17 protein-coding genes and 5 pseudogenes are annotated in these 25,474 nt (G+C 60.3%); 9 read left to right on the forward strand and 13 right to left on the reverse strand.

The genetic code is table 11. From position 1 onward, the window contains the following. Position 1 precedes the first annotated feature (1 nt). Entirely contained in the window at positions 2-2,155 is a 2,154-nt protein-coding gene (locus IWY39_RS00670; RefSeq protein WP_107123559.1) for a peptidase M50, read from the forward strand. After that, on the forward strand, positions 2,148-4,199 hold the full coding sequence (locus IWY39_RS00675; RefSeq protein ID WP_107123558.1) for a preprotein translocase subunit SecA: 2,052 nt from the start codon (positions 2,148-2,150) through the stop codon (positions 4,197-4,199). Before IWY39_RS00670 ends, IWY39_RS00675 begins: the two co-directional genes overlap by 8 nt. A 43-nt stretch (positions 4,200-4,242) precedes the next feature. Here the strand turns inward: IWY39_RS00675 and IWY39_RS00680 are convergent, their stop codons facing one another. The 4 genes and pseudogenes from IWY39_RS00680 to IWY39_RS00695 form a co-directional block, all read right to left on the reverse strand. Further along, complete coding sequence (locus IWY39_RS00680; RefSeq protein ID WP_107123557.1) at positions 4,243-5,592, reverse strand: TolC family outer membrane protein; 1,350 nt, start codon at positions 5,590-5,592, stop codon at positions 4,243-4,245. A 39-nt stretch (positions 5,593-5,631) separates the two neighbouring features. Continuing rightward, positions 5,632-6,603 (reverse strand): efflux RND transporter periplasmic adaptor subunit, encoded by a 972-nt coding sequence (locus IWY39_RS00685; RefSeq protein WP_107123556.1) that lies wholly within the window; start codon positions 6,601-6,603, stop codon positions 5,632-5,634. Between the two features lie 463 nt (positions 6,604-7,066). Then, positions 7,067-7,597 (reverse strand): plasmid pRiA4b ORF-3 family protein, encoded by a 531-nt coding sequence (locus IWY39_RS00690; RefSeq protein ID WP_229380568.1) that lies wholly within the window; start codon positions 7,595-7,597, stop codon positions 7,067-7,069. Continuing rightward, positions 7,594-8,151 (reverse strand): annotated as a pseudogene (locus IWY39_RS00695) (IS66 family transposase); the annotation flags it as partial. The gene IWY39_RS00690 and the pseudogene IWY39_RS00695, both read right to left, overlap by 4 nt. An 800-nt stretch (positions 8,152-8,951) precedes the next feature. Here IWY39_RS00695 and IWY39_RS00700 point away from each other — a divergent pair. From IWY39_RS00700 to IWY39_RS00710, 3 genes are read left to right on the forward strand one after another with little or no spacing between them, the layout of a single operon-like run. Continuing rightward, complete coding sequence (locus IWY39_RS00700; RefSeq protein ID WP_196871299.1) at positions 8,952-10,190, forward strand: site-specific integrase; 1,239 nt, start codon at positions 8,952-8,954, stop codon at positions 10,188-10,190. Continuing rightward, positions 10,187-11,158: a tyrosine-type recombinase/integrase gene (locus IWY39_RS00705; RefSeq protein ID WP_145169986.1), complete on the forward strand. Its 972-nt coding sequence runs from the start codon at positions 10,187-10,189 to the stop codon at positions 11,156-11,158. The genes IWY39_RS00700 and IWY39_RS00705 overlap by 4 nt, the downstream gene beginning before the upstream one ends. Next, positions 11,155-12,171, forward strand: a complete 1,017-nt coding sequence (locus IWY39_RS00710; protein ID WP_145169984.1) for a tyrosine-type recombinase/integrase — start codon at positions 11,155-11,157, stop codon at positions 12,169-12,171. The genes IWY39_RS00705 and IWY39_RS00710 overlap by 4 nt, the downstream gene beginning before the upstream one ends. 145 nt (positions 12,172-12,316) lie before the next feature. Here the strand turns inward: IWY39_RS00710 and tnpC are convergent. The 4 genes and pseudogenes from tnpC to tnpA (IWY39_RS00735) form a co-directional block, all read right to left on the reverse strand. Then, positions 12,317-13,288 (reverse strand): annotated as a pseudogene (gene tnpC / locus IWY39_RS24510) (IS66 family transposase); the annotation flags it as partial. Positions 13,289-13,355: 67 nt separating this feature from the next. After that, the gene (tnpB, locus tag IWY39_RS00725) at positions 13,356-13,712 is read right to left on the reverse strand and encodes an IS66 family insertion sequence element accessory protein TnpB (protein WP_420706032.1); all 357 of its coding nucleotides are present in this window, start codon (positions 13,710-13,712) and stop codon (positions 13,356-13,358) included. Then, positions 13,709-14,101 carry an IS66-like element accessory protein TnpA gene (gene tnpA / locus IWY39_RS00730; RefSeq protein ID WP_107126478.1) on the reverse strand — a complete coding sequence of 131 codons (393 nt, stop codon included), beginning with the start codon at positions 14,099-14,101 and terminating at the stop codon, positions 13,709-13,711. Before tnpA (IWY39_RS00730) ends, tnpB begins: the two co-directional genes overlap by 4 nt. 791 nt (positions 14,102-14,892) lie before the next feature. Beyond that, complete coding sequence (tnpA, locus tag IWY39_RS00735; protein ID WP_107126478.1) at positions 14,893-15,285, reverse strand: IS66-like element accessory protein TnpA; 393 nt, start codon at positions 15,283-15,285, stop codon at positions 14,893-14,895. Between the two features lie 798 nt (positions 15,286-16,083). On the opposite strand from tnpA (IWY39_RS00735), the gene IWY39_RS00740 reads away from it, so the two are divergent. Further along, entirely contained in the window at positions 16,084-17,118 is a 1,035-nt protein-coding gene (locus IWY39_RS00740) for an IS110 family transposase (protein WP_107126479.1), read from the forward strand. A gap of 261 nt (positions 17,119-17,379) precedes the next feature. On the opposite strand, the pseudogene IWY39_RS00745 reads toward IWY39_RS00740, so the two are convergent. Next, a pseudogene (locus tag IWY39_RS00745) lies at positions 17,380-18,483 on the reverse strand (IS256 family transposase); the annotation flags it as partial. 96 nt (positions 18,484-18,579) lie between these two features. Between IWY39_RS00745 and IWY39_RS00750 the strand changes: the two are divergent. Beyond that, complete coding sequence (locus IWY39_RS00750; RefSeq protein ID WP_107126480.1) at positions 18,580-18,867, forward strand: type IV toxin-antitoxin system AbiEi family antitoxin domain-containing protein; 288 nt, start codon at positions 18,580-18,582, stop codon at positions 18,865-18,867. A 70-nt stretch (positions 18,868-18,937) separates the two neighbouring features. On the opposite strand, the gene IWY39_RS00755 is transcribed toward IWY39_RS00750, so the two are convergent. Then, positions 18,938-19,210, reverse strand: coding sequence for a LexA family protein (locus IWY39_RS00755; RefSeq protein WP_107126481.1), 273 nt, complete (start codon positions 19,208-19,210; stop codon positions 18,938-18,940). Between the two features lie 56 nt (positions 19,211-19,266). On the opposite strand from IWY39_RS00755, the pseudogene IWY39_RS00760 reads away from it, so the two are divergent. Further along, a pseudogene (locus tag IWY39_RS00760) lies at positions 19,267-20,386 on the forward strand (IS630 family transposase). Between the two features lie 245 nt (positions 20,387-20,631). After that, a pseudogene (locus IWY39_RS00765) lies at positions 20,632-21,398 on the forward strand (IS5 family transposase). Between the two features lie 164 nt (positions 21,399-21,562). Here IWY39_RS00765 and IWY39_RS00770 read toward each other — a convergent pair. From IWY39_RS00770 to IWY39_RS00780, 3 genes are all read right to left on the reverse strand, one after another. Next, positions 21,563-22,054, reverse strand: coding sequence for an Lrp/AsnC family transcriptional regulator (locus tag IWY39_RS00770; protein WP_107126483.1), 492 nt, complete (start codon positions 22,052-22,054; stop codon positions 21,563-21,565). A gap of 66 nt (positions 22,055-22,120) precedes the next feature. Continuing rightward, the gene (locus IWY39_RS00775) at positions 22,121-23,434 is read right to left on the reverse strand and encodes an APC family permease (protein WP_181316887.1); all 1,314 of its coding nucleotides are present in this window, start codon (positions 23,432-23,434) and stop codon (positions 22,121-22,123) included. A 380-nt stretch (positions 23,435-23,814) separates the two neighbouring features. After that, positions 23,815-25,254 carry an amidase gene (locus IWY39_RS00780; RefSeq protein WP_231377549.1) on the reverse strand — a complete coding sequence of 480 codons (1,440 nt, stop codon included), beginning with the start codon at positions 25,252-25,254 and terminating at the stop codon, positions 23,815-23,817. Between the last annotated feature and the right edge of the window lie 220 nt (positions 25,255-25,474).

A 25,474-nucleotide genomic window follows, 5' to 3' on the forward strand; every position in this document is an offset into this window, starting at 1 on the left:
CATGGCCAATCCGTTCCACAGCTCGTCATGGTTTCAGGTCGCGCGGCTCCGCCCCCGGCTCAAGGGGCATGTGCGGGTGCGCAGGCACCGCTATCGCGGGCAGGTCTGGTATGTGATCGACGATGGCGCCTCCGGCAAGGCGCACCGCTTCCCCAAGGGCGCCTATGAACTGGCAGGCCGTCTTGACGGAACGACGACGGTCGAAGCGCTTTGGGAATTGCTGGTGGAACGTCTGGGCGAGGACGCGCCCAGTCAGGATGACGTCATCGCTGCACTGGGGCAACTGCACGCGGCCGATCTGCTTGCCAGCGATACATTGCCTGACACCGGCGAAGCCTATGAGCGGCTCAAGAAGGAGCGTCGCCAGCGCTGGTTGCAAAATCTTAAAAGCCCGATGTCGGTGCGGATCAATCTTGTCGACCCGGATCGCTTCCTCACCCGCCACATGAACCTGGTCGCGCCGCTGTTCAGTGTCGCCGGGGTCTTTCTGTGGCTGTGCGTGGTCGTGCCCGCGCTGCTGCTGGTCGGCACTCACTGGAACGCGATGACCGGCAATCTGGCCGATCGGGTATTGGCAGCCGATAATCTGCTGCTGATCGCGCTCATATATCCGCTGGTCAAATGCATCCATGAACTGGGCCATGGCTTCGCCGCCAAGAATTTCGGGCGCGAAGTGCGCGAAATGGGCGTGATGCTGCTCATCCTGGTGCCCGTGCCCTATGTCGATGCCTCGCATGTCAGCATTCTTGCCAACAAATGGCAGCGGGCGCTGGTCGGCGCGGCTGGCATGATCGCGGAAGTGTTTATCGCCGCGCTCGCCACCTTTGCCTGGGTGTTGATGGAACCGGGGCTGGCGCGGGCCATCGCCTTCAACATCATGCTGATCGCCGGGGTGTCGACCGTGCTGGTCAACGGCAATCCCTTTTTGCGGTTCGATGGCTATTATATCCTGTCGGACCTGATCGAGATTCCCAATCTGGGCAGTCGCGCCAACAGGTTCTGGGCGCATCTGGTCGACAAATATATATTCCGCACCCCCGGCGTGCTTCCGTTCGACGCGACGCCGGGCGAAAAGCGCTGGTTCCTTTTCTTTGCCCCGGCTGCGCTGATCGCCCGCATGACGATGCTGATCGCCATCGCGCTGTTCGTGGCCCAGAAATATTTCGTGGTCGGCGTGCTGATTGCGCTCTGGTCATTGTGGAGCGGGCTGGGCCTGCCGGTCTGGAAGATGTTTGCGCATGTGCTTTCCAGCCCGCAACTGCATGGCAACCGGAAACGGGCGGTCAGGATCACGCTCGGCGTCGTCGGCGCGCTCGTGCTGGCGCTGTTTGCTGTTCCGCTCCCGCTGCACGTCAATGCGCAGGGGATCGTCTGGTTGCCGGAGGAAGCGCATGTGCGCGCTGGCGCTGATGGCGTCATCACCCGGCTGGCGGCGTCCGACGGCACGCCGGTCAAGAAGGGCGCGCTGCTGATGCAGGCGGAAAACCCGGTGCTGGAGGCCGAAGTCGAGCAGATACGCTGGCGTTTGCGCGAACTGGAGGCGGAGGCAGATGCCGAATTGGCCGGCGATCTGGTCAAGCGGCAGATCAGCCAGGACGCATGGCGCGAATATTCCCGCCGACTGGTCGTGCAGGAACAGCGGCTGGGGGATCTGGGCCTCACGGCGGGGACAGATGGCACGTTCATGCTCACTCAGGCCCCGGCGCAGGATTTGCCTGGTCGCTATGTGCAAAAGGGGACGCTGCTTGGCTATGTGACGCCCGGCTATGCGGCGGTCGCCCGTGTCGTCGTGCCGCAGGATGATATCGAACTGGTGCGGGCGCGACTGCGCGGCGTGCGCTTCTGGCTGGGGTCCGAACCTGGCAAAAGCTGGGATGGGAGCATTGCCCGCGCGATACCGGGCGGCACCTTCGAACTGCCGAGCGAGGCGCTTTCCACCACGCACGGCGGAAGCATCCCCACCGATCCGGGCGATGAGAAGGGGCTGACGGCGCTCAACCGCGTGTTCCTGTTCGATGTGTCGCTGCCGCAGCAATTGCGCGATGCCCGGTTTGGCACCCGCGTTCATGTCCGTCTGCAATTGGGGTGGGAGCCGGTCGGCTGGCAATTCATGCGCCGTCTGCGCCAGCTTTTCCTGACGCAATTCAATGACTGACGCGACGCTTTCGCGCTGGGGCGCGCTCAGTGGCAAGGCGCGCGAAAAGGCCCGCCATTTCTGGCATGAGGCGCGTAGCGACGCCCGCCCGGTTATTGCGCCCTATGCCGAGCGCGGGCCAGCGCCGTCATGGAAATGGGACTGGCCACTCGCGCTCCTGCTTGGCCGCTGCATGCTCGCCGCGCAGCGAGGCGCGCCTGGCCTGCTCGATCGGGCGCAGCATATCGTCCAGCGTTGCGAGGCACTGGCCGATCTGTCCGATGAGGCGCTTGACGCTGCCTGCCGGGAAATCCGCGCCCGGCTGGTCCGCGAACGGCTGGGCAAAGCGGTGGTCGATGAAGCCTTCGCCCTGATCCGCGAAGTCAGCGGTCGGGAACTGGGCCTGCGCCATTTTCCTGTGCAATTGGCCGCCGGGCTGGTGATGCTGGATGGCGGGCTGGCCGAAATGGCGACGGGGGAGGGCAAGACGATCACTGCCTTGCTACCCGCGATCACGGCCGCGATGGCCGGCATGCCGGTGCATGTTTTCACCGTGAACGATTATCTGGCCGAACGCGATTGCAACAAATTGCGCCCCGTGATCGAGCGGTTTGGCCTGAGTTGCGGCCTGATCATCCATGGACAGGAAAATCCCGAACGCCGCGCCGCCTATGGATGCCATATCGTCTATGGCACGAACAAGGAGATGACGTTCGACTATCTGCGCGATCAGACGGCGTTGGGAAAAAGGAGAGGGCAGGGGCGGCGCCTGATTGCAGAGCTGTTCGGTCAGGTTGCGCAGCCCTTGCTGATGCGCGGATTGCATTTCGCGATCGTGGACGAAGCGGATTCGATCTTCATTGATGAAGCACGCACGCCGCTGATCCTATCTGCCGAACTGCCCGGCGATGCAGATGGCGTCTATCTCGCGGCGCTGGAACTGGCCTCCAAGCTGGAAGAAGGCCGGGACTATATTCTGACCGAAGGCACGCGGTCGGTGCATCTGACCACGCATGGCAAGGCCAATGTCGCCGAATTGTCCCAAGGGCTGCCGCACACCCAATGGCGGATCAGGCTGGCGCGTGAGGAACTGGCGATGCGGGCGATTTCCGCCACCCGGCTGTTCCTGCGGGATCGCGACTATATCGTGACGGATGGCAAGGTGCAGATCGTCGATGAATCGACCGGCCGGGTCATGGCCGACCGATCGTGGGAAGGCGGCCTGCATCAACTTGTCGAGACGAAGGAAGCCGTGGAGATTTCGGGCGTCCGCAACACCATGGCCCGCATCACCTATCAGCGCTTTTTTCGCCGCTATCGCCGGTTGAGCGGCATGACCGGCACGGCCGGGGAGGTGGCGGATGAGTTATGGGCCGATTATGGGCTGAAGGTCGTCGTCATCCCGCGCAATCGGACCAACATACGCAATGATCGCGGTCATGTGATGGTACGGTCGGCGCAGGACAAATGGGCGTTGGTCGCCGCCGAAGTTGCCCAGGTCCAGGCTCAGGAAGGCGCGCGTCCGGTATTGATCGGCACCCGCTCGGTCGCGGATTCCGAAGCCGTCTCGCACGCGCTGGCTGACGCAGGCATAGCGCATCGCGTACTGAACGCGCGTCAAGACGAGGAGGAGGCGGACATCATTGCGCAAGCCGGTGCGCCCGGCGCCGTGACCGTCGCGACCAATATGGCCGGGCGCGGCACTGACATCCTGCTCAATCCAGAGGCCAAGGCACTTGGCGGATTGCATGTCATCCTCACGGCCTTTCACGACACCGCACGCATTGATCGCCAATTATTCGGCCGCGCGGCCAGGCAGGGCGACCCCGGCAGCACCATTGCGATCACGGCGCTCGACGACCAGCTCTATGCCGATTTCGCCCCGCGCGCCGCCAGGATCATCGGCTCATCCGTCACGAACTGGCCCCTGATCGATGGCAAGGCGAACATGCTGCGCCGACTGGCCCAGCGCAATGCCGAGAAACGCCATGCCGCCGACCGGCGACAGACTGAACTCGCCGAGGAACGTCTCCGCAAGACGATGGCCTTTGGCGGCGGAGAATAGCGAAGCGCTGATCGCTCCCCGGAAAAAAGCGAACGCCTGCCGGTCAGTCCGCCTTCACGGTCGGCTGATAGAGGATGCTCTGGTCGAAATTGAGATCCGCCGCGTCCGCCTTGCCCATCACCGCAAGCAGGGCGAAGCCCGCGACATAGGCGTCGCGCCGCGCGGTCAGCATCGTGACCTGGGCATTGAGCAGTTCCTGTTCGGCATTGAGCTGGTCGAGCAACGGGCGCAAACCGGCGCTGACTTCCGCCCGCATCCCGGCCAGCACCTGCTGGTTGGCATTGACCCCGCGCTGCGCCGTGTCGGTCACGTTGGTCGCCGCCTGCCATGTAGCGAAGGCGGATCGCGTTTCGGCAATGACCTTGCCTTCGGCATCCAGCGCCTGCTTGTCGGCGACATCCTGCTTCGCGCGGGCCTGTCGCGTCTGCGCGCCGGTGCGCCCGCCATCCAGTATCGGCATTTTCAAGGTTACACCGACAAAGGCCGTCGTCCCGCGATCCCCGTTGCGCGGCCCTGTGCCCTGCTCCAGCGAACCGAGATAATCATATTGATTGAGCCCGCCAATCGCGCTCAATCGCGGGTAAGCCTGCGATCTGGCGACATCAATGTCATACCCCGCGGCGGTCCGCTGCACGCGGGCGGAGGCTATTTCGGGATTGTTGGCCAGCGCCATTTCCACGGCATCTGTGGGCGATGCTGGCATTTGCGGCAAGGGCGGCGGCAGTTCCAGATTTTCGGGCGCCCGGCCCACCAGCCGCAAATATTGCTCCTTGCTTGAAATCAGCCGCGCTCCGGCGGTTTCAAGCTGGCTTTCCGCCAGCGCGAGCCGCGCTTCCGCCTGCGCCACATCGGTCGGCCCGCGACTGCCCGCGCGGCGGCGATCGTCGGCTTCCTTGACGGTGTAGCGCATCACATCGACATTGTTGCGGTTCAGCCCGACCACCGCCTCGTCGCGCAGCACGTCCATATAGGCGCCCACAACAGCGGAAAACAGGTCTGCCTCCGTCTTGTTCATGCCGAAATGGCTTGCCTCCAGTCGCGCCTTGGCTGCGTTCATACTGCCGCGTACCCCGCCAAAATCGAACACGGGTACATTGGCGTTGATCTGACCGACAAGCTGACGATCCGGGTTGGAAAAAAATCCGCTCGGCGCGGGTTTGCCGGTCAGGACATTTTCCTGATAGGTCGCGCTGCCGTCGACCGTGGGCATACCGGCGGCGCGGGCCAGCGGTACATCCTCTTCGGCAACGCGGATGCTGGCGCGCTGGGCCGATATGGTCGGGTTGTTGCGATAGGCCCCTTCCAGCGCCTGTTGCAGGGTTTCGGCGCTGGCGGACGATGGCAGGATGGCGCATGCAGCGATACCTGCGAAATAGACTTGCTTCCTGGTCATGTCCGTAAAGCTCCTGTCTGATCAGTGGGATGGGACCGCCTATTTGCTCCGCGCGGTAATGCTTGCGGGCTTGCGGTCGATTTCCAGTCGGCAGCGCAGTCCTGCGGGCAGCTTGTTGCCGGGATTGGGCAGTTCGAGACGCATGCCGAACGTGCCGCTGGCCGCATCGAACACGCGATCGATCACCTTGATACGCGCCCGATATTTTCCTCCGACCGGCGCTTCGGGAAAGATCGACACCTCGTCCCCCACCTGCACCGCGTCCAGTTGCGCGATAGGAGCAAAGACTTCGACATTCAGCGGGTCGACCTGCGCGATCGTCAGAATATGCGTCGCGTCGGCGCCCCGATACTCGCCTGGCGCCATGCGGCGCTCCGTTACGATGCCATTGACCGGGCTGCGCACGGTCTTTTGTCCGATCACGCGCTGCGCCTGCACATATTCCAGTCGCGCAACCCGCTGCTCTTCCGCCGCCGCCTTGCGCTCTTCCGCGGCCGATTGCGCATTGGCGCGCGCTTCGTCGACGACGTCGCGGGCAAGATATTGGCTGACCTGGTCGGATCGCTGGCTGACCGTGGCGAGATAGGCCGCCCGGCTGGCAGCGGCACGTTCCGTGTGGGGGTTGGAAGCACGCGCCCGTGCGGCGGCGGCGGCGGCGCGCTCGACATCGGTGTATAATTGAGCAACGACCTGCCCGCGCTGAACATCATCGCCCCGGTCGACATAGATATTCTGGATCACCCCTTCGACGCCACTATTCACCCGCACGATCTGGCTGGGTTCGATCAGGCAATCTGTGGGGCGGGCCGCATCCATTCCGGGCGGAGTCGCAGCATTGCCGCTGCTGGGCCGAACTGGCGTGCCGGCGGCCTTGGCGGTTGTAACAGGGCCGGCTGGCGCTGGCGCCTTCTGTTGCGCAGCGGGTGTTTCATCACTGCGGACGACAAGCGTTATCCCGGCAATCAGCGCCAGTGCGCCGCCACCGAAAATAACAGCCTGTTTGCGATCCATCGACCAAGCCTCCCCCAAAGCACGGCATCAGACGGCTCCCGCCATCCATTGCAGCAATTTATGCGACTTGTATCTTTGGCGAAAGGTCGGAAGTCCCCACTTCATTCCGCATCGGCAACCTAGCCAAGCTTGCAAAATGTTGCAACTATTTGTGACGTTGGAAATGTCTTGGAATAGGTCAGGAAATGCCTGGCAATGTCGCCTCTGCTCTGGGTTGGGCGCGTCGTGCAGGCAGGCTGCATTTGACTGGTGATCCTCTTTGCTCACATATCGAACTTTTTTAGAGTTCCGTCAGCGGAATCACGTAAAATTGTCGAGCGATACCGTGCCGCATTTGCAGATGCAGCGTAGTCGTCATCAGCACAGTAAGCGCCGATGGAAGGTGGCGTTGACGCGGCCTGTCAGGCTTTGCGGCGTGTCCGCAGTGCCCATTTTTTCGCGAGCACTTCCAGCCTTGCCTCGATCAGGGGGATATCGGGCTGGGCGTTGGGATCATGGTCGTCGCCGAGGGTCTCCAGCGCCTCTTCGTGATATTCATGCTGGGGGTCGCCGAGCGCTTCGAGCTTTCGGCGTAGCCCCATGGCCCGCCACAGTCCTCTGGCGGCCGCATGCCTACTGCATCGAGGATGAGCGGATATGTCAGGTGCGGGCTTGCCGCGCTGACGCGCTCGATCTTGACGCTATGCTCCCAGGCGTCGCCAAAGTCGTAGAGATATCGGAAGGTCTTGCGCCTCGTATCCGCCAGGACCTGGGCGAGAGTGGCCTTACGGGCGTCGAGCGGCCCGTCGAAGCCATATTCAGGATCAGGGATGCCAAAGCCGGTCTGACCGAAGCTCATTTCCCACAGGTGAGAGTCCGTCCACGAGAAGGCGGTCTGGATGACGGTGTGCAAGCGGTCGAGCCGGATATTGAGCGGCACCTCCAGCGTTCGGCTGACGGCCGGTGTGACATCGTCCAGCGTAATCTTCATCCGCACCACAGTGCCGTTGCTCACGCAGCCTTCTCCAGATCGTTGCTCAGCTTTGATGCCTGCCATTTCCACGGCAGGAAGTCATCGATCCGATTGATCGGATGGTTGCCGATGCGCTCAATGACGTCTGTGAACCACGCTTCAGGCTCGACGCCGTTGAGCCGGCATGTGCCGGCCAGGGAGTAAAATAACGCGGCCGCCTCTCCCCCCTTCATGGAGCCGACGAACATCCAGTTCCGGCGCCCGAGCGCGACACCGCGCAGGGCATTTTCCACCAGATTGTTGCTGATCTCAAGCCGACCGTCATCGCAGTAACGGATCATGGCCTGCCAGCGGTTAAGCGGATAGCGACACGCACGCGCCAGATTGCTGTCAGACGACAAGCCTCGGTTCTGGGTTTCGAGCCAGACGCGCAGCGCCTCCAGCTTCGGCACCGCCTTGATCTGGCGGATGCGTCGTCGCTCATCGGGTGGCGCGCTCTTGATGTCGCGCTCGATGGCGAAGAGCTCGGCGATCCGCACAACCGCCTCCGCCGCGATCGGTGACGGGCTCTTGTCCAAGATGTCGGTAAATTTCCGGCGCGCGTGGCTCTTATGTCGATCTCGACATAAGAGCCATTATCCAGAGCATGGTTTTATCTGGGGTATTTTGGGATATAGTCCGTGCTTGCCGGAGATTTCGGCGCGCTGGGCTCCAGATAAAAGCCGCGACCTTGCTGTTGGCGGCCGCCGCGTGCGGGGGCGAAGTTGCAGATACCATTGCGTACCAGGTCGACGATCGAGGACTATGTCGCCACACAGGAGTGGCGGCGCGCGCGACTGTCGCGCTGCCCGCTCCACCCGAACGGTGGCTGTGCATTTCGGCGTCACGGCAGTTATGCGCGCCTGACCAGCCCGGGTGTACGGATCGCTCGCTGCTATTGCCCACAAGGGCGCATAACATTCAGCTTGCTCCCGGATTTTCTCGCCGCTCGCCTGCCCGGTTCGCTTGCCGCGATTGATCGCAGCGCTGGGATCGCCGCGTCGGCGCGGAGCATGGAAGCCGCCGCAGACGCAGCACGCGGGCCCGATATTTGCCTTCCAGGCGCGGTGCGCTGGCTTCGCCGCCGTGTGGTCGCGGTGCGCAGATCCGTTGCCGCCGTTGAAGTGATGGCGCCCCAGCTGGCAAGGCCGGGCTTGCCGGTGGGTGACGTTCCGGCCCTTGCAATGCTTCGCCGAGCTCTTTCCCCGCAGCTGTTGCACTGCATTCCGGCGCCCCTGGGATTCCGGCCTATCCAGAGGATTGGCAGTGGCGACGCCGCCGGTGGCTCTTGCCAACACGATGCGGGGCGTGATCACGCGTTCATCGCGAGCTACGCTTTGCCGATCGAGGTAAAGCCATGCCCATACATGTCGATCATATCGCCGCAGCCGACCCTGCCGCGCCCACCCCCGACGATATCCGCCGCATCTGGAGCGCGGAGCGGCGGCTTGGGGCAGGAACAACGATTGTCTATCTGAACCGCATCCAGCAGTTTCGTACCTATTGCGCCTTGCACGGCTTGGTCGAGCGAGAAGAGTTGACCCTCGAACGAGTTGGCCGGTTCATAGACTGGTATGCGAAGCGACGGGGTCTCGACCCGCTTTCTCTCCGCCTTTCCAGCACCGCCCTGCTGTCGCTCAGCCGTGTCTATCATCGCTTGGGGCTTGCCCCACCTGACTGGCGACCGCCTCGTCCGGTGAAGGCTCTGCTGACGCCGTTGCTCGCGCAATATGCCGCCTATCTGACCCAGCACCGCGGTAATCCAGAGGTGACGGTTCACAAGAAGCTGGGCCACATCGGCAGACTTCAGGATCATTTGATCCAGGCCGGCAAGGACTGGCACTCGATGCAGCTAACCGATGTCGACGCATTTCTGGTTGGCTGCGCCGCGCGATATTCCCGATCGCATGTGAGCGATCTCGCTTGCACGGTACGCTGCTTTTCCCGTTTCCTGCACTGGAGTGGCCAGAGCCCGGTCGATATCAGCGAGGCCGTGATCGCGCCCGTGCAACGACGGCACGAGCGACCGAGACGGTCCCTTTCCTGGGACGATGTGAAGCGGCTCCTGATGGCCGTGGACAGATCGAGTCCGTCGGGCCTTCGCGACTACGCGATCCTGCTGATGATGAGCACCTATGGCTTTGGCGCCGGCGAGATCATCCGCTTGCAGTTTCAGGATATTGACTGGGATAGCGGCACGCTGTCAGTCCTTCGCCCAAAGACGGGCGTCGCATTCACGCTGCCGCTGTTGCCACCCGTCGCCAAGGCGCTGGCAGAGTATCTACGCCACGGCCGGCCCGCTGATACACCCACCCGCCATCTTTTCGTGCAGATGAAGATGCCGCTGGAGCCATTCGTCGCTTCGAGCGCGATACGCCACATCTTGATGAAGCATGCGAAGATCGCGGGGATCGATGCGCCATTTCTGGGCAGCCATGTCTTGCGACACTCTCACGCGGCGCGCCAGATCGACCTTGGTGCGCGGCCCCAGGTGGTATCGGATCTCCTTGGTCACCGGGATCCAGAGTCGGTCTCGGCCTATGTGCGGATCGCCACCGCATCCCTGCGCGAGATCGCATTGCCGGTGCCAACATGACCACCGTCGTCGTCCTGGAAGAGTTGAGGAACGACGCCGCGAGCTTTCTGGCATTCAAGCGCGCCATGGGCCATCCCTATCGACGCGGCGAGTTTGAGATCGAACGCTTCCTTCGCTTCGTCGAAGACCAGTGGGGCGACGATGTCGATATTCCGCTGGCCGAAGCGATTAGCCGCTGGTGTGGCCGCTTGCCCGACCGCAAGGCCGTCACGCTCGGCAATGAGTTCGGGGTCATTCGTCAACTTTGCCTGCATCGCCGTCGTCGCGATCCCACCAGCTATGTGCCCGAGCACGCCTTTGCGCCGGTGAAGGAGTCGACGTTCTTTCCTTATATTTTCAGCCGCGACGAGATCCGCTGCATTCTCGCCGCCGCGTCAGCGCACCAAGGCCGCTTCATATGGGCATCGATGCTGCGAAGGCTGATTCTCGTGCTTTACTGCACCGGCCTCAGGCTCGGCGAGGCGGTGCGTCTGACCATGGATGATGTCGATCTCGACCGTGGGACCTTGCTCATCCGCAACAGCAAACGGCGTACGCGGATCGTCCCCATGCGCGACGATCTTGTCGCAGAGCTTCGCCTCTATGTCGATGATCGATGCCGGTTACTTCACGATCGTGGTCAAGTGGATTCCGAAGCGCTGTTCGTTCGCCTCAACGGCGCGCCACTCCATACCCACGCTGCGTCCGAAGCTATTCGCAAGCTCCTGCGCCGCCTCGATATCAAGCCTGCGCAAGGGCGCGTCGGAGCGCGTCCATATGAGTTTCGGCATGCATTCGCGGTTCACCGCCTGACGGCATGGGCGGAGGAAGGTGCTGACATTCACGCCAAGCTCCCTTGGCTTTCGGCCTATCTCGGGCACCAGAACGTCATTGGGACCGAGGTCTATCTGAAGGCGACGCCGCAACTCCTGGAACTCGCGAGCACGCGCTTCGAACAACATATGCGACACGCCCGGCAGCCACGATGAGTAAGGCCGGACCTCAGATGCTGTTCGCTCTGGTGGAGTCGTTCTTCTCCAACTATCTGCCGCGTCAGCGCGGCGCGAGCCCACATACGACGCGCGCCTATCGCGACACGCTCAAGCTGCTGTTTCAATTCATTGCCCAGCATCGCAGCCGCGAGGTCGCCGCGCTTGTGCTGGAGGATCTCGATGCCGACACCGTCGCTGGGTTCCTCGATCATCTCGAGGGCGGAAGATCGAACTCCACCGCGACGCGCAACTGCCGCCGTGCCGCGCTTCGCAGCTTCTTCAAGCACCTCTTGCGCAACGATCTCGACAATGCCCTCCGTTACACGCAGGTGCTGGCGCTGCCGTCGAAGCGGGCGAGGCAAAAGCCCGCAACTTACCTCGAAGCAACCGACGTGCGGGCCATCATCGCCCATCCCGATCGGCGGACCCGCAGTGGCTGGCGCGACTACACGCTGCTGCTTTTCCTCTATAATTGCGGCGCCAGAGTGAGCGAAGCAACCGGCCTGCTGTGGCAGGACCTTCAACTGACGCCGCCACACCAGGCCCGACTACATGGGAAGGGCCGCAAGGAGCGGTTCGTTCCGCTATGGCGCGAGACGGCCGACGCGTTGCGGCGCCTGCAAAACCTGTCGGGTGCCGCGGGTCAGCAGCATGTTTTTATGAACCGACACGGCCAGCCGCTGACCCGCGATGGAGCGGCGTACATCCTTACCAAGCATGCCTCGCCAGTCGTCCAGGATCGGCCAAGGTTGGCGCGTGACCGCATCACTCCTCACGTTTTCCGCCACAGCTGCGCCGTCGCGCTCCTGCAGTCAGGCACCGACGTGACCGTGATCCGCGATTATCTCGGTCATTCCAGCATCGCGACCACGAACCGGTATATCTTAACGAACCTGAAGATGAAGCGCGATGCGCTACAGAACTTTTGGAAGCACGCTGGCATCGAACCCGCAAAGGCCACGCCTTGGAAGCCAAAGCCGGATCTGCTTTTGTACCTCCGGTCCCTATGATTTTATCACGAGGTCCACGCAGAGCTTTTTCGCCGATCCCGGACATCAGCATCGCGTGGCCCCAGATAAAACCATGCTCTGGATAATGGCTCCAGCATCCCACTTCGACGATATCCCTGGGCGCCTTGGTCTTGGGGTCACGGTAAAGTGCGTTGTACCCGGCAAAGCCGTCTGCCTGTAGATACCCCCGATAGTCGGCGAGATGTTCTGCCGGATGCGCTCCGCCACGATCGGCGCTGAAGCGGAAGACCACGGCAGGCGGGCTCATATCGCCGCTGGAGCGGTCATCACGCAGATATACCCAGAAGTGCCCAGTCCGGCTGCCATCGCCATTGCCCAGCAGCGTGACCGGCGTGTCGTCACCGTGGATCTTGGCGGCTTCCCGGATATAGGCGAACAGCCGCTCACCCAGCGGCGCCAGCAGCCATGCCAGTTTTCGGGCCCAGCGGCTCATCACGTCCCGATCGATGTGGAGTCCCACGCGGCGGAAGATCACCGACTGCCGATGCCAGGGCTGATGATCGACAAAGCGATTGACGACGAGATGGGCCAGCAAGCTGCTGCTCGCCATCACCTTGGGGAGTGGCAGATCGACAGCGGGGGCCTGGCGGATCTGTTCGCAGGACCGGCACACCAGTCTTGGTCGCACGTGGCGAATGACCCGGAAGCGCGCCGGGACATAGTCGAGAACCTCAGTGACAGCCTCGTTAATCTGTACTGACGGCCCGTTACAACCGGTACTGCACGGGCTGGGCTGATGATCGACTGTATGACGCGGGAAGTGCGCAGGAAGCGGAACACGGCCGCCGGATTTGCGGGCCGATTTCGCCACAGACGGCGCCGACACCTCATCGTTTGCCGGCTCCGGGGCTTCGACCTCCTCGAACATCAGCCGCAACTGGGCGATATCCATTTTCTCGGAGCTGCGGCCGAACTGGACGCGCAGCAGCCGCGCGACACGATGCTCGAGCTTTTCGATCCGCAAGGTCTGGGCTTTGACGGTGGCTTCCGCGGCTCTCCGTTCGGCCCGTTCCTGCTCCATAGCATCGGCCATCTCCAGCAGCATTTTCTGCAGGAGAACCGGGTCTGTGGGAAGGCGATCAAGGGCGAACCGCATACCGCCGATAATAGCCCAAGCCGACGGCAAAGCCTACATAAAATGGCGGTTTTCCTGATCTTTTTGGCTATGCGAGCCTCGGCGTGATCACCTCGTCGTGGACGATCGCCTGCTTCCAGTTCATGCCTTCGAGCAACATCGCAAGCTGGGCTGCCGACAGGCGAAGCGCGCCCTCATGAGCACGTGGCCAAACAAACTTTCCGCGCTCAAGACGCTTCGCATACAGGCATAGCCCTGAGCCGTCCCAGACCAAGGCCTTCAGCCTGTCGCCCCTCTTCCCGCGGAACAGGAACACTGCCCCCGAGAAGGGATCGAGCTGAAGAATATTGCGCACCTGCGCTGACAGCCCGTCAAACCCCTTGCGCATGTCGCACGGTGGCAGGGACAGATAGATTTTTGTCGAAGGCGGGAATGCCAAGCTCAATGATCCAGCTCCCGCAGGACATCAAGCACCTGTTTCAGGGCGGCCCGATCGACCTCGCCATCAACCAACACCGTCAGGCCGCACCGCCCTCGAACCTCAATCCGCCCTGGCTCCCGAGCTTTGGCCGACGGCGATGATGCTGCCAGTTCGACAGGTACGAAGCCCGCCATCGCTCCGCGAAGCAGCTGCTTGCGCCAGGTATAAAGCTGGCCTGTTCCAACGCTGTGCCGCCGAGCCACGGCCGAGACGATCGCCCCCGGCGCCGTCGTCTCCTTCAGAATCGCCAGCTTCTCCTCGTCACTCCAGTTCCGACGCCGCTCCACCCGTACAAGCGCTCCGCCATCACCGCGACCGCTCATACGAGGCTCGTTTGACTGCTCGATGTCCATGCTCACACCTCCTCAAAGGCCGCGAGCTTTCCTATTCCGGCGCCGGCAACAAGGCCGCCTTCCGTCGGCGCTTACTCAGCACATGCTCACAACCGCATTTAGGTACTTTCGTAGTGCCGAACGCGAGGGGTTCATCGCTCGGGGGCGAGCGTGTGGCGCCTTCGCGTCCAAGTTCAATCGCACCTGCTCGCTTCGTTCTATGTACGTTCAATCGACACGGGCTTAGCTATTCACCCAGCGACAGATTGCGAGCTAATATCCGAGTCCATCGTGCGACTGATGACAAACGTTTCTGGTGCCGGCAACAGGGTAGGAACTGTGGTTCCGGTTTTAGGAAATCCGTATCACTGACGGAGGAAGTATTCGTTCCGCGACTGCTCTCTTTGAAGGACACGAACAAAACAATTTTCAGGCTCGCGACGGATGAGGCGCGTCAGACGATTTCCCGCTATAGGGCGATCATGCGATCCTCGGTGACCGACCGCCGCTTTTCAATCGATGGATTCGCGATGGAAGCGCCTCTACCGCAACCCCGCCAACCGACTAATGGTGTGCGAAAGCGCGAGGATCGTGCCCCAAGGCGTGGTGTAGGTTCGCCTGCGGTAGTCACAGCGACCTCCGGCTAAGCCGGGCTGATCAAGCTGCCATGGCAGGCAACGTGATGATGGGATTATCGCTTAAACCTGAGACGCTCTCAAGCGTCATGTAACGGCATCGCTGCACGGCCCATTTGCGCATGTCGCACGGTGGCAGGGACAGATAGATTTTTGTCGAAGGCGGGAATGCCAAGCTCAATGATCCAGCTCCCGCAGGACATCAAGCACCTGTTTCAGGGCGGCCCGATCGACCTCGCCATCAACCAACACCGTCAGGCCGCACCGCCCTCGAACCTCAATCCGCCCTGGCTCCCGAGCTTTGGCCGACGGCGATGATGCTGCCAGTTCGACAGGTACGAAGCCCGCCATCGCTCCGCGAAGCAGCTGCTTGCGCCAGGTATAAAGCTGGCCTGTTCCAACGCTGTGCCGCCGAGCCACGGCCGAGACGATCGCCCCCGGCGCCGTCGTCTCCTTCAGAATCGCCAGCTTCTCCTCGTCACTCCAGTTCCGACGCCGCTCCACCCGTACAAGCGCTCCGCCATCACCGCGACCGCTCATACGAGGCTCGTTTGACTGCTCGATGTCCATGCTCACACCTCCTCAAAGGCCGCGAGCTTTCCTATTCCGGCGCCGGCAACAAGGCCGCCTTCCGTCGGCGCTTACTCAGCACATGCTCACAACCGCATTTAGGTACTTTCGTAGTGCCGAACGCGAGGGGTTCATCGCTCGGGGGCGAGCGTGTGGCGCCTTCGCGTCCAAGTTCAATCGCACCTGCTCGCTTCGTTCTATGTACGTTCAATCGACACGGGCTTAGCTATTCACCCAGCGACAGATTGCGAGCTAATATCCGAGTCCATCGTGCGACTGATGACAAACGTTTCTGGTGCCGGCAACAGGGTAGGAACTGTGGTTCCGGTTTTAGGAAATCCGTATCACTGACGGAGGAAGTATTCGTTCCGCGACTGCTCTCTTTGAAGGACACGAACAAAACAATTTTCAGGCTCGCGACGGATGAGGCGCGTCAGACGATTTCCCGCTATAGGGCGATCATGCGATCCTCGGTGACCGACCGCCGCTTTTCAATCGATGGATTCGCGATGGAAGCGCCTCTACCGCAACCCCGCCAACCGACTAATGGTGTGCGAAAGCGCGAGGATCGTGCCCCAAGGCGTGGTGTAGGTTCGCCTGCGGTAGTCACAGCGACCTCCGGCTAAGCCGGGCTGATCAAGCTGCCATGGCAGGCAACGTGATGATGGGATTATCGCTTAAACCTGAGACGCTCTCAAGCGTCATGTAACGGCATCGCTGCACGGCCCATTTGATGGCATGGACCACCCCCATGCAAACGATCATATTATGTGGTGCCATTAAAGTGGAGGAAGCGCGATGTCAGTTGTTACGATTGGCCTTGATCTGGCCAAAACGGTTTTCCAAGTTCACGGTGTAGATGAGGCCGGCTTAACCGTGCTTCGCCGAAAGCTCTCTCGGGCCGATATGGCGGCCTTCTTCAAAAAGCAGCCGCCGTGCCTAGTCGGAATGGAAGCGTGTTCTAGCGCGCATCACTGGGCGCGCTTGCTTGTGGAGATCGGCCACACGGTCAAGCTCATTCCACCTCAGTACGTTAAGCCGTACGTGAAGCGGAACAAGACGGACGCCGCCGACGCGGAGGCCATATGCGAGGCCGTCGCCAAGCCGAACATGCGGTTTGTTCCTATCAAGACGAAGCAGCAACAGGCGGTTCTGGCTTTGCATCGTGTCCGCAGCCTGTTGGTCCGACAGCGAACGGCGACGATCAATGCACTGCGCGGACTGCTGGGCGAATACGGGCTTATCGCGGGCAAGGGCGTGCGACAGCTCGCGATATTGAGCGAGCGTCTTGCAACCTCGGACAAGACCGTCGTCCCGGACGAAGCGCGAGAAGCGTTGCGATGTCTTTTCCGGCACATCGACACATTAACCGATAAGCTTGGCGAGATGGAGAAGCGGATCGTCGCCTGGCACAAATCAAACCCGGACAGCCAGCGTCTGGCTACTGCTCCGGGCGTGGGCCCAATTACGGCGACAGCGATTGTGGCAGCCGTCGGCGATGGCAGTCAGTTCAAGTCTTCCCGTCATTTTGCAGCTTGGCTTGGCCTGACGCCGCGGATTCGAGCGAGCGGGGGAAAAGAGAAGATTGGTCGGATCAGCAAAGGCGGCGATCGATATCTCCGAACGCTCTTGATCCATGGAGCTCGGGCCGTTGTAGGAACAACGTTCCGCAAGGACGTGACACCTCGGCCCTGGCTTAAAGCTTTGGTCGACAGGAGGCCCGTGAATGTGGCCTCAACAGCCGTCGCTCACAAGACGGCTCGCTCGATCTGGGCCATGTTGACCAGGAATGAGGTATACCGCCGTCCATCGCCTTTGCCGATGGCGGCCTAACCAGTTCGGCGCCGATGTGATGGTGCCGACTTGCGAGGGCAACGACAGAGTATGGCGAACCGGTATCACCGGGGATCGACAAAGGTCACTGAAATGATGCGAACCAATTTGAGTTCGTCCATTTGTCCGGCCGTCGATCCGCGGAAACCATAGGGGCCTGCGGTGTGTAATGCCGCACAACAAGGCCGGATACACGACCGCAAGATCCGAAATCGTCGAAATCTGTTGAAAAGCCTTGCAAGGTGGGGGTGGTCCATACACATCATTCTGTTCCAAGAGGATAGCACCAACAAGGCGGGTGATCGCCTCTTCGTTGGGGAAGATACCGACAACATCGGTGCGCCGCTTGATCTCGCCATTGAGCCGCTCGATCGGATTGTTGCTGTGCAACTTCGTGCGATGTTGGGCTGGGAAGGTCATGTAGGCCAGCACATCCTCCTCGGCGCTGTCCATCAGGGCAGCGAGTTTTGGCACGGTAGGGCGCAATTGATCGGCGACGCTACGCCATTGGGCCTTTGCGGCCTCTGGAGTTTCCTGGGCGAAAGCGGTGGCGATGAATGCCGACACGACCCGGCGTCCGCTCTTGCCGGCATGGGCCAGCGCATTGCGCATGAAATGAACCCGGCACCGCTGCCAGGTGGCGCTGAACATTTTGGCGACGGAAGCTTTTATGCCTTCATGGGAATCGGAGATCACCAGCTTCACGCCGCGCAGACCGCGACGGGCAAGGCTGCGTAGAAAATCGGTCCAGAAGACCTCAGCTTCGGAATGACCGATCGCCATGCCGAGCACTTCGCGCCGGCCATCGCTGTTGACGCCGACGGCGATGATGACGGCGACCGAGACAATGCGACCGGCCCGCCGCACTTTGATATAGGTCGCGTCCATCCACAGGTAAGGCCAGTCGCCTTCAATCGGACGATCGAGAAAAGCCTTCACGCGTTCATCGATCTCCACGCACAGCCGGCTAACCTGGCTCTTTGAGATACCGCTCATCCCCATGGCCTTCACCAAATCGTCGACCGAGCGGGTTGAAATGCCTTGGATATAGGCTTCCTGAATGACGGCCGTCAGCGCTTTCTCCGCCAAGCGACGGGGCTCCAGGAACCCGGGAAAATATGTTCCCTTGCGCAGCTTGGGGATCCGCAGCTCGACCGTGCCTGCTCGCGTCTCCCAGTCCCGATCCCGATAACCGTTGCGCTGTGCCAAGCGCTCAGGATCTTTCTCACCATAGGCAGCGCCGGTCACACTGCCCACCTCCAGTTCCATCAGCCGCTGCGCGGCAAAGCCGATCATGTCGCGTAGAAAATCGCCGTCGGCTGTCTTCCCAACCAGGGCGTGCAGGTCCATCTTGTCAGAGGTCATCGGTGGTCTCCGTAAGTTGAGCTTCGCAACTCCAACTTATCCGAAGTTCGCCGGTGACCACCCGCGAAACTGACCGGCCGCTACAGCGCTTTATCGATGAGCGCGCGTCCGGTCAGCTTCGCTAACCCTCAAAACCTACACCACCACCAGGGGCACGACCAGCGCGAGCGCGATCGAGCGCAGCGCATTCGCCTAGCGGGTGGACCGAGGCCCACAATTCGACAGATAGCGGTCGCACTGGCTTTGGATAAAGGTGAGGTTCGAACAAAGGACCTCACCAAAATCGGCGTCCACAGATGCTATCTCTCTCGCATGTGCGACGAAGGTCTTCTCGTAAAGGTGCGGCACGGGGTGTACCGCGCAGGTTCGACACGGGCAGCATAAGGCGAGTTGGCCCAGTCTATCTAGTATCGCGCCACAGAGATTACGACCGGTTGGTTCGACGCCAGCTGGTTCAACGCAGGATAGGCAATTCCTCTGGAGCGAGCATGAGCTGAATGGATCGTGCGGCGCCGGTCTCTCGTTTGATGAGGCCAGCCTTTTCGAGAGCGACCACCATCTGATGGACGGAGGGCGCGGTCACTTCGAAATGCCGCCGCATGTCTGCTTCGGCTGGCGGCCGTTTGAAAATCCTGCCGTAGGCGTAGATGAACGCCAGGTACTGGCCTTGAAGCGGCGTGAAGCGCGGAGGTTGCGCACGCTCTATCTCGGCAAGTCTCTGACTCATTTGTGATTCATGTCCCGCGATTCATCTGGGCCTGGCCGCTGGAAGAGGAGGCCCGGATGAACATAAAGTATCTCGTGGAACTCAGCCAGGAAGAGCGAGACCGGCTCGAAACCCTGTTGAGCAGTGGTCGACATTCAGCCCGCAGGCTCAAGCGCGCCCAGATCCTGTTGGCTGCTGACGACGGCGTAGCGGCCGATGTGATGGCTTCGACGCTGAAGGTCAGCGCATCGACCATCTACCGGACCAGACGTCGGCTGGTGACGGCAGACCTTGATGCCGCCTTGAGTGAAGAGCCGCGGCCCGGCGTTGCGCGGAAGCTATCGGGAACGGAGGAGGCGTTGCTGGTGGCGACGGCCTGCTCGAAGCCGCCGCCAGGTCGCACGCGCTGGACGCTTGAGCTGCTCGCCGGCGAAAAAAATGGCGAGGCTAACTGACCATCACGAGCTTTCGTCGGAAACCGTGCGCCGACGACTGGCCGAGAACCATCTGAAACCGTGGCGGAAGGACTTGTGGTGCATTCCCAGGATCGACGGCGAATATGTTGCCCGCATGGAGGACGTGCTGGACCTTTATGCCGAAGCGCCTGATCCGCTACGGCCCGTTGTCTGTTTCGACGAAAGCCCGACCCAGTTGATCGGCGAGGTGCGCAAACCGTTTCCGGCAAAACCCGGCCAGCTTGAACGCTATGATTACGAGTATCGCCGTAATGGCACCGTCAATCTTTTCGTCTTTCTTTACGCTCACCGGCCCTGGCGCCGGGTCAAAGTCACAGATCGGCGTACCAACCAGGATTTTGCCCACTGCATGCGCGAACTGGTCGATATCGACTTTCCCGACGCGCCGGTCATCCGCGTGGTCATGGACAATCTTTCCAACCATACGCCCGGCGCGATCTACGATACCTTCCCCGCACCCGAAGCGCGCCGGGTGCTCAGGCGCCTTGAGATCCATTACACCCCGAAACACGCCAGTTGGCTCAATATGGTGGAAATCGAAATCGGTGTCCTGCGCAGCCAGTGCCTCGACCGCCGCATCGATAACAAAGAGCAGATCATCGCGGAGATCGCTGCCTGGGAAAAGCGCCGCAACGCCGAAAATGCCAGGATCAACTGGATGTTCACCACCGAGAAGGCCCGCGACAAGCTCCGCAAAGCCTACCCTGTCAAAGAGTCATAATCTTTGTGCCGCGATACTAGGCCGTGAACCCATAAAACAGGTTAGCGGGGTTGTGCGGCGGGGCTAAGGTCTGCGCCTGACTATTACGCAGACGGTGCCCAAGACCCTGGGCGCGGTCAGCATTACCCTCTGGTGCCTCTTACGAGGTGTCCGTCCCCCCGCCGCGCTGCCAGTATAGCACCGATGCTCTCAACTTTGAACGGCATGGGCTTCCCTTCAGGCTGTTATGCTGATTCAGGATCGGCATGAGCCGATATGACCTGACCGACTTCGAGTGGCGCGTGATCGAGCCGCTGCTACCCAACAAGCCGCGAGGCGTGCCGCGCGTTGACGATCGCCGCGTTCTGAACGGCATCTTCTGGGTGCTGCGATCCGGTGCACCATGGCGCGACCTTCCGGAACGCTACGGCCCGCGAACCACCTGCTACAACCGCTTCGTGAGATGGCGGAAGGCGGGGGCGTGGGACCGGCTGATGGACGCCATCTGCGCCGCGCACGACGGCGAAATTCAGATGATCGACAGCACTTCTATTCGGGCGCACCAGCAAGCTGCGACCGCAAAAAAGGGGGTCCAGATCATTGCCTCGGTCGCAGCCGAGGCGGGCTCACGACCAAGATCCACGTCGTCGTCGACGCGCAAGGGCTCCCGATCCGGCTCGGTCTGACCGCCGGGCAGACGCACGATGGGCAGATCGCCGATAAGCTGCTCGACCATCTCGGCCCACGCACCATAGTGCTGGCGGACAAGGCCTATGACGCCGACCGCATCCGTGATCTGATCCAGGAACAGGGCGCCACGCCCAACATCCCGCCCAAGAGCAACCGCAAGTGGAAGCCGTGCTTCAGCAAACGGCTCTACCGCGAGCGCAACCTCATCGAGCGGTTCTTCTCTAAGTTGAAGCACTTCCGCCGCGTCGCCACCCGCTACGATAAGCTCGCGGCCAACTTCCTCGCCATGGTCCAGCTCGCCTCAATGCGACTGTGGCTGCGAGCTTATGAGTCTACGGCCTAGCTCTGCAATTACAGATCCTGACCCTAGCCTCTCGCCTCCGTGCCAAGAGCCTGACGGAGGCAAGATTAGAAAGCCAGGGTCGGCCATTCTGAAATTATGCTGCCGAGGCAATTCTCAACAGCAATCAACGGTCGGATAAAAACGTCACAAGACAGCGCCTTACCTCAAATTTGATCTAAAACGGACCGTCTTTTTAAAATCCGCTTTAGCGAGAAGTTTGATCCAACTTTTCCAATTCCCGGTATCGTCATCAATTGCTCTGTCAGAAAAAGATGATATTCATCCATGTCATGCGCCATAACTCTCAGTAAATAATCTGATTCACCAACAAGAAGGTCGCAAGATAAAACTTGACGAAGCTTAATTACTTCCTCCTCGAACGCCCTGATGCTCTCTACACTCTTGTGAGAGAGCGCAATTGTAATGAAAATTATGAGTTTTCCGCCGAGCTTTTCTTCGCTCAGCTGCGCACTGTAACCGGTGATGTATCCGCTATCCTCAAGATGCTTGATCCGCCGCACCGTAGGAGTCACTGATAGACCGATGATCGCTGCGACATCGCGGGCACTCGCTCTGCCGTCGGTGCCTAGAATTTTCAGAATTTCAGTGTCCATTTCATCCAGTGCTTTGACGGGTAGATCCGGTGCGGATGTCATATTTCTCTATCTCCTTTGTTTGATCTTCCGTCGCGCCAGCCGAAGGATCAAGCGCAACGCCAGAATCTAAAGCGAATAAATTTGCCTACGCCGATGGCGCGCATGGATCATCCAGTAAGCGTTGCCCAGCGCTGTCCATCCGCAAAGCAGCGCATAGGGCCGCCAATCTGCTGTGAGGCCCAGCAGGATCATTAGCGCGGAGCAGGCGACGCCCACCCAGCTCAAAATTACTAAATGGCTTTGACGAATTAGAAAACCCGATGCTCGATATAGGTGAGGATGATCCCGAAGCAGCCTCGTAGTGGACAGGCAGTTCACACCATATTTGACCATGATCGGGGTATTGGCGGCCAATAGCAAAAACAGCAGCTCATTAGGGAGCGCCATGCAGGCGAGCGAAGAAGCATATGCCACAAAAAGCGCGAAATGCGGGGTGCCGAACTTTGAATTTAGTTTTCCGAATGATTCCGGGAGAACACCATCGCGCCCCATTGCAAAGAGGAGACGGGCAAACGTCATCATAAGCGTGTTCATCGCGGCTGCAATTGCGATTAAGGCAGTATAGACCACGGCCAGAGCCGAGCCAGGGCTAAGCGCAGCACCTGCCAGGCCCAGAGGTGCCAAGCTCGCGGAGACAGCCGGTGCGCCGATCACCCCGATCGTAACCATGAGCGTACCGAAGTAGATGACGAGCGCTACAAGGGATGAGATCACCAATCCTTTTGCGATGATTTTGTCGTCGTCTCGAACCTCCTCACCACATTCGGCCGCACTTTCTATTCCAGTATAGAGACCGAACAGCAAAGGGATCGCTGCAGCGATACCAATGAATCCGGAAGGAGCGAAGGGGGTGAAGTACGCCAGATTGATATGTGGCAGCCCGTGACCAATAAATGATCCCAGCATGATCAGTTTGATCAAAACAAGCCATTGCGCGAGGCGGCCGATGAGGCCCGCTCCTAGTATATTCAGCACCAGCGAGCAGGTGAGAATTACAATTAGCAGCGGCATCCGCGGCATTGTAACAAGCTGGGCGAGATAGTCGGAAAAGACCGTCGCCATGAGGTATAGGCTACCGGCTGCTCCAGCGATCCTGAGCCATGAAACGTGAAAGCCGACAGCGGGATCGACAAATAGCGTGGGCCAGACGTAAGAAGCTCCCGTTCGCGGTAGCGCCGTGGACATGAATGCATAGACGACCGAGAAGATAAGCATGGGGATGGCCGCCAGGCTGAGTGCCGCCAGGATGGCCGGACCTGCGAGCGCAACCGCCGGAGCAGCAACAGCGAAGATGGACACGCCGATGGACGCACTCAGGCTAATCGCGCACACGTCCGCCAGACCCAGCTTTTTCTTCAGTTTCGCGTCGGCCTTGGTCAAACTGTTCCCCCGTGTGGCCAATCGAACTCTAGCTGTATTTGGCGTGGCGCAGCATCCCGGCAATGTATGGAACAAGTGCGCAATCTTTGACAATCAAAGCTTAGAGTTTAGGGTAGGTGGGCTGGCGAAATTCGGCGGCAGCATAGCCGTGATCATATTCGATATCTACCAGCCTCACGAATGCCCAATGACAGATGCCCCGATAACCGGGCGCCCTCGGCACCGGTCGTGGCGCGCTCCGCTTGGAGGCATTTCCTTCTACCCAGCGCACAGCCGCTTCGGGGCGATGCCTGCCTTTCTGTTTTCCGTCTCGGCTACAGCTGATCGTCACCGTCGGGGCTGGAGGTTGCCCATCTGCCGCCCGTGTTCCAATGCTGCCGCTATCCAGGAGCGAATGCCAAGCTACGTTCGAGGGCAGCGGCAAAGGCGAGTAACTGGCGCTCGTGAAATTGCGGGGCGGCAATTGTAACACCAAGGGGAAGGCCATTATTTGCAAAGCCACAGGGTATCGTTATCGCAGGGAGGCCGAGATAGTTGAAAGCCGCTCCGTTTGAATAGCTGCGAGAGTTGTGGACCGCGACCTCGGCATCGCGCTTAATCGCCTCAACGATCGTCCAAGGCAGGATACGCATGGTTGGCACCATCACGACATCGCAATGGACGAACAATTTGTGGCTACGCTGCCGTAATGCTTCCAAGTGCTTCCGTACTCGCATATAGATCTTTGCCTCATTAATACCGTCCCTAGCTCTCTGCTCGTACTTATCCACAATAATACGGGTCGAAATCCGTCCAAACTCAGTATATTTTTGCTCAAAATCGGCAAATAGCGGCGCGTGATAAGCATATTGTTCGATTTCAAGGTCGATTGCATCGATCTCCTCGCCAAATCTGTACTCGATCGTTTTAACAGGCCCAACCAAAAGACCCGCCTGTCTGAGTAACAAATCAAAATTTGTGACAATCTGCGGATCAATGTCGAACAGAAAGGGATTTTCGGGGATGCCCAAGGTCAAGTTCCTGGTTTCCCGTGGGGTGGGTTCGCCAAAGTTTTCCGCCTTGTCGGCTCCAAACCCGGCGATTGCGGCCAGGACCAGGCGGGCATCCTCGACACATTTAGTGATGGTGCCGCAATGGTCTAGGCTTCTCACAACCGGAACGATCCCTTTCATCGGCACAAGGCCATGAGTGGGCTTGAAACCGACTACACCGCAGAATGCGGAGGGATTGCGCAGTGAGCCGCCCGTGTCGGTGCCGATGGATGCCATGGACATATTGGCAGCTATCGCAGCGGCCGAACCGCCCGATGAGCCGCCCGCAGAATAGTCAGGGTTACGCGGGTTGCGAACAGCTCCAAACATGCTGGATGTCGATGTGGGGCCGAGTGCAAATTCCTGCATGTTGCATTTGCCCATGATGATGGCGCCAGCACACTTCAGGCGGCGCACGACTTCAGCATCACTGGAAGGAACCCTGTCGGCAAATACCGCGCTTCCTGCTGTCGTTCTTATGTCCGCAGTGTCGATATTATCCTTCAGCGAGATTGGGATGCCATGTAACGATGGCAAAGGCCGGCCGCTCGTTCTCCTGTCATCGGCTTCGGCTGCCTCTTTCAATGTAGCGTCACAGTCGAGCGTAACGAGCGCCTTCAAGGCCCCGTTGCGAGCCGTTACTTCCGCGAGGCAATCCCGAACCAGATCGACACAGCGCAATCGTCCGCTGTGAAGAAGTTTAATCGCGTTCGCGATCGTCAACGAGCTTGGCCGATCCCCCAATGAACGGCTTGCTGTTAGCGAAGCCGGAGCGGAGAAGGTGGGCATCGCCAACTGCAAGTTCGCATGGGTTTTCCTTATGTCCATCGATCGGTTGGTAGCAGGCTTTTTAACCTAGATATCTCGATTATAATGTGCCATAAAAACTAATGGAAAGGGATTTCCGGCCAAGAGCATGCTCTATCCTTTTCCAAAAATGGCACTCTCACAGGTGGCAGAATGAGGTGCACTGCCGTAATCGTCCTTGAACTGGGGCGTCTCGGTGAAG

The sequence above is a fragment of the Sphingobium sp. JAI105 genome (genome assembly GCF_015752145.1).
GTDB classification, from domain to species: Bacteria; Pseudomonadota; Alphaproteobacteria; order Sphingomonadales; family Sphingomonadaceae; genus Sphingobium; species Sphingobium xenophagum.